Here is a 4,547-nt window from a genome sequence, read left to right as displayed (position 1 = left end):
GCTCCAGGCCCACCATCTGCAGCTTGACCAGCGCCGCGTTGCGGATCAGCTCGTCGGGCAGCAGCTTGAGTTCGCGCAGCGGAAAGGCGATGTTCTCGAGCACGCTGAAGGCCGAGAACAGCGCGCCGTGCTGGAACAGCATGCCCACGTTGGCCGCGCCCTTGGCGCTGAGCTCGCCGGGCGCCTGGCCCAGCACCTCGACCGTGCCCTTGGTCGGCTTCTCGAGGCCGAGGATCTGGCGCAGCAGCACCGTCTTGCCGGTGCCCGAGCCGCCCACCAGCGACAGCACCTCGCCGCGCTCGATGCGCAGCTCGAGGTCGCGGTGCACCACGACCTCGCCGTCGGCGCTCTTGAACACCGTCCAGAGCTTGCGGATGTCGACGACGACCGAAGAGTCGTTCATGCCCGGAACCCCACGCCCTTGAACAGCACCGCGAACAGCGCGTCGACCAGGATCACCGCGGTGATCGAGGTCACCACCGACGAGGTGGTGCCGCGGCCCAGGCTCTCGGTGTTGGGCTTGACCTTCATGCCGAAGTAGCAGCCGATCAGCGCAATCAAAATGCCGAACACCGCCGACTTCGCGAGCGCGAGCCAGAGGTTCGAGATCGGCACCGCGCGCGGCAGTGCCGAGAGAAAGTAGGCCGGCGAAATATCGAGCGCGGCGTCGGCTGCGAGCATGCCGCCCAGGAGCGCCGCCATCGAGGTCCAGAGGCTGATCAGCGGCATCGCGATGGCCAGCGCCATCACGCGCGGCATGACCAGCCGGAAGCCGTGCGGAATGCCCATCACGCGCATGGCGTCGAGTTCCTCGGTCACGCGCATCACGCCGATCTGCGCCGTGATGGCCGAGCCCGAGCGGCCCGCGATCAGCACCGCGGCCAGCACCGGCCCGAGCTCGCGGATCAGCGACAGCCCGAGGATGTTGACCACGAAGGCCTCGGCGCCGTACTGGCGCAGCTGCTGCGAGATCAGGTAGGCCAGCACCACGCCGATCAACAGGCCCACCAGCGCCGTGATGTGCAGCGCGGTGGCGCCGAACTGGTAAAGATGCCCCGAGAAATCGCGCCACGGCCCGCGGTGCGGCGCCCGCAGCAGCGTGCAGGCGTCGAGCGCGAGCTGGCCGATCAGCCCCACGAAGTCGCGCACCACCTCCAGCCCGCGCGCACCGGTGTGCGAGAAATGCCGCAGCCGCTCGGCCAGCGTGGGCGGCGGCTCCTCGGGCGTGCCCACGGTGAACTGCGCCACCTGGTCGAGCACCGCCTTGTGCTGCGGCGACATCTCCAGCGTGGCCGGCCAGCGGTGGCGCCAGTGGTCCCACAGCAGCTGCGCGCCGATGTGGTCGAGCTGCTCGATCGGGCGCAGGTCCCAGGCGCGGCCGTCGGCGGGGGGCGCGCCGGCCAGGTCCTTGGAAAGCGCCTGCCACGCGCTGCGCGACGACATGGCCAGCGTGGTCCACCGGCCACTGGCGACGGTCCAGCTGCGGCCGTCCTGCTCGCGCTCGTCGATGCGGGGCAACACGCTGTCGGCGGCGGGTGCGTCGGCAGGCGGGGTTGCTAGGGACATGATGCGGCGGTAGGGGGCGAAGTAAGAAGAAAGAGGCGGTGCGGAAGGGCGCATCGTAACCGGATGAGTCGACATTCCCGGTGCGCCGCGGCGCCGCTTCGCGTAGGGCGGAACGCCGTTTCGCCGGTCATTCGTAACCCTTTTCCGCTCAGTTCCAGGCCCGCGCGAGCGCGTTCCATGCGCTCGCGATCACCGGCTCGTTGCGCCGCGCCTCCAGCGAGACGAAGCGCAGCGCGCAGTCCAGCTGCACGCGGTCGGCCATCACGAGGCCGTGCGACTGGCTTTCTCGGATGGCGATCGAGTCGCGCAGCAGGCTCAGGCCCACGCCCGATTTCAGCAGGTCGAGCATCGAGGCCTCCTGGTCCACCAGCGCCACGCGGCGCGGCGACAGCCCGAGCGGGCCGAACACTTTTTCCAGCAGCCGGTGGTGCGCCGACTCGGGCGGCGTGGCCAGCCAGGGCAGCGCGGCCAGCGCCTTCCAGTCGCGGCCCAGCRCCTGCGGGCCCCAGCCCGCGGGCGCGACCACGCGGTAGGTGAAGCGCGTGAGCGTGCGCGCCGCGAGCGGCGCCGGCGTGGCGGCATCGCCCTCGTCCGCATCGAGGTGGAAGCCCACGTCGAGCTCGCCGCGCAGCACCTGGGCCAGCACCGTGCCGCTCATGCCGTGGCGCAGCTCGGTCTCGATCTGCGGGGCCGATTCCACCAGCTCGCGCAGGAACATGCCGAGCCGGGTGAACTCCGGGTCGAGGATGGTGCCGATGCGCAGCGCCCCGCGCACCGTGCCCTGCAGGTTGCGCGCGGCCTGCTGCAGGTCGCCCACGGCCGCGAGCACGCGCTCGGCCTGCGGCAGCAGCGCGGCGCCATCGGCCGTGAGCGCCAGCCCGTGCGGCGTGCGCGTGAAGAGCTGCAGCCCGGTTTCCTCCGCCAGGCGCTTGAGCTGCAGGCTCACCGCCGGCTGCGTCAGGTGCAGCCGCTCGGCCGCGCGCGACACATTGCCCTCGCGCGCCGCCAGCACGAAGGCACGCAGAATCTGGAGGTCCAAGGCGGCGGCAGTCATATAAGAACGATTTATATGCCAACCGCGCCGAAATCATTGGCTTTTTGCGCATGGCTTGGGAGAAACTGCCGGCCGAAGCCCCTCACCGGGCCCATGAGCACAAGAAATACCGTCGACCTCCGGAGACAAGCCAGCGCCATGAGCGACAACACATTCGACTACATCGTCATCGGCGGCGGCACGGCCGGCGCATTGATGTGCAACCGGCTGACCCGCAAATCGCAGCAGCGCACGCTGCTGATCGAGGCCGGCCGCAAGGACGACTACCACTGGATCCACATTCCGGTGGGCTACCTCTACTGCATCGGCAACCCGCGCACCGACTGGCTCTACAGCACCGAGCCCGACGCGGGGCTCAACGGCCGCGTGCTGCGCTATCCGCGCGGCAAGACGCTGGGCGGCTGCTCCAGCATCAACGGCATGATCTACATGCGCGGCCAGTCGCGCGACTACGACCAGTGGGCGCAGCTCACGGGCGACGACGCCTGGCGCTGGCAGAACGTGCTGCCCGATTTCAAGAAGCACGAGGACTACTACCTCGGCGCCGACGAGCTGCACGGCGCCGGCGGCGAATGGCGGGTGGAGAAGCAGCGCCTGCGCTGGGACATCCTCGACGCCTTTGCCGAGGCCGCGGTGCAGGCCGGCGTGCCGCACAGCACCGACTTCAACCGCGGCAGCAACGAAGGCGTCGGCTATTTCCAGGTCAACCAGAAGAACGGCTGGCGCTGGAACACCGCCAAGGCGTTCCTGCGGCCGGTCTGCTATGGCCGGCCCAACTTCGAGATGTGGGTCAACGCGCATGTGACCAAGCTGATCGTCGAGACCCAGCCCGACGGCAGCCGGCGCTGCACCGGCGTGCAGGTGTGGGACGGCCGCGAGATGGTCATCGCCCATGCCACGCGCGAGGTGGTGCTGTGCGCGGGCAGCATCGGCTCGCCGCAGATCCTGCAGCTCTCGGGCATCGGCCCGGCCGAGCTGCTGCGCCAGCACGGCATCGAGGTGGTGCTCGACGCGCCCGGCGTCGGCGCCAACCTGCAGGACCACCTGCAGATCCGCGCGGTCTACAAGATCAACGGCGCGCCCACGCTGAACGTGCTGGCCTCGTCGATGGTCGGCAAGGCGAAGATCGGCCTCGAATACCTGATGAAGCGCAGCGGGCCGATGAGCATGGCGCCGTCGCAGCTGGGCGCGTTCACGCGCAGTTCGCCCGAGCATGAGTGGCCCAATCTCGAATACCACGTGCAGCCGCTGTCGCTCGATGCCTTCGGCGATCCGCTGCACAGCTTTCCGGCCTTTACCGCGAGCGTGTGCAATCTCAATCCCACGAGCCGCGGCAGCGTGCGCATCAAGAGCCAGCGCTTCCAGGATGCGCCCGCGATCGCGCCCAACTACCTGAGCACCGACGAAGACCGCAAGGTGGCGGCCGATTCGCTGCGCGTGACGCGCCGCATCGCCTCGCAGCCGGCGCTTGCCAAGTACAAGCCGGAGGAATGGAAGCCCGGCGTTCAATACCAGAGCGACGAAGACCTGGCGCGCCTGGCCGGCGACATCGCGACCACCATCTTCCATCCGGTCGGCACCACCAAGATGGGGGCGGACGGCGACCCGATGGCGGTGCTCGACTCGAAGCTGCGCGTGCGCGGCGTGCAGGGGCTGCGCGTGGTCGATGCGGGCGCGATGCCGACCATCACGAGCGGCAATACGAACAGTCCTACCTTGATGATGGCCGAGAAGGCCGCGGGGTGGATTCTGGAGGCGAACGGCTGAGGCGCTCTCTTGTTCTTGGCGCTGTTGTTCTTGTTCGGGGCGTGTGCACAGATCACCGGGTACTCCCCTCCGCGAATGTCCCCCGGCCTGCGGCCTCCTCCTTGATTTCGCTGCGGGGAGCACCCGATGCTCTGTGCACCTGGGCGCGCTGTCGGTTCGC

4 protein-coding genes are annotated in these 4,547 nt (G+C 69.3%); 1 reads left to right on the top strand and 3 read right to left on the bottom strand.

Annotated elements, in window-relative coordinates; translation table 11 throughout:
- From AC1DOC_RS20495 to AC1DOC_RS20485, 3 genes are all read right to left on the bottom strand, one after another.
- Positions 1-403, bottom strand: a 403-nt coding sequence (locus AC1DOC_RS20495) for an ATP-binding cassette domain-containing protein (protein ID WP_478130384.1), incomplete at its 3' end; no start/stop codon positions are given.
- Positions 400-1,566 carry an MlaE family ABC transporter permease gene (locus tag AC1DOC_RS20490; RefSeq protein ID WP_478079561.1) on the bottom strand — a complete coding sequence of 389 codons (1,167 nt, stop codon included), beginning with the start codon at positions 1,564-1,566 and terminating at the stop codon, positions 400-402. The genes AC1DOC_RS20490 and AC1DOC_RS20495, both read right to left, overlap by 4 nt.
- A gap of 148 nt (positions 1,567-1,714) precedes the next feature.
- Entirely contained in the window at positions 1,715-2,620 is a 906-nt protein-coding gene (locus AC1DOC_RS20485; protein ID WP_478130383.1) for a LysR family transcriptional regulator, read from the bottom strand.
- Between the two features lie 138 nt (positions 2,621-2,758).
- Between AC1DOC_RS20485 and AC1DOC_RS20480 the strand changes: the two genes are divergently transcribed.
- Entirely contained in the window at positions 2,759-4,387 is a 1,629-nt protein-coding gene (locus AC1DOC_RS20480; RefSeq protein ID WP_478079559.1) for a GMC family oxidoreductase, read from the top strand.
- The last annotated feature ends 160 nt before the right edge of the window (positions 4,388-4,547 follow it).

The organism is Variovorax sp. 01T439_2, from assembly GCF_056398445.1.
The sequence above is the reverse complement of the archived record's forward strand: the minus strand, read 5'-3'. Positions and strand labels throughout refer to the sequence as shown.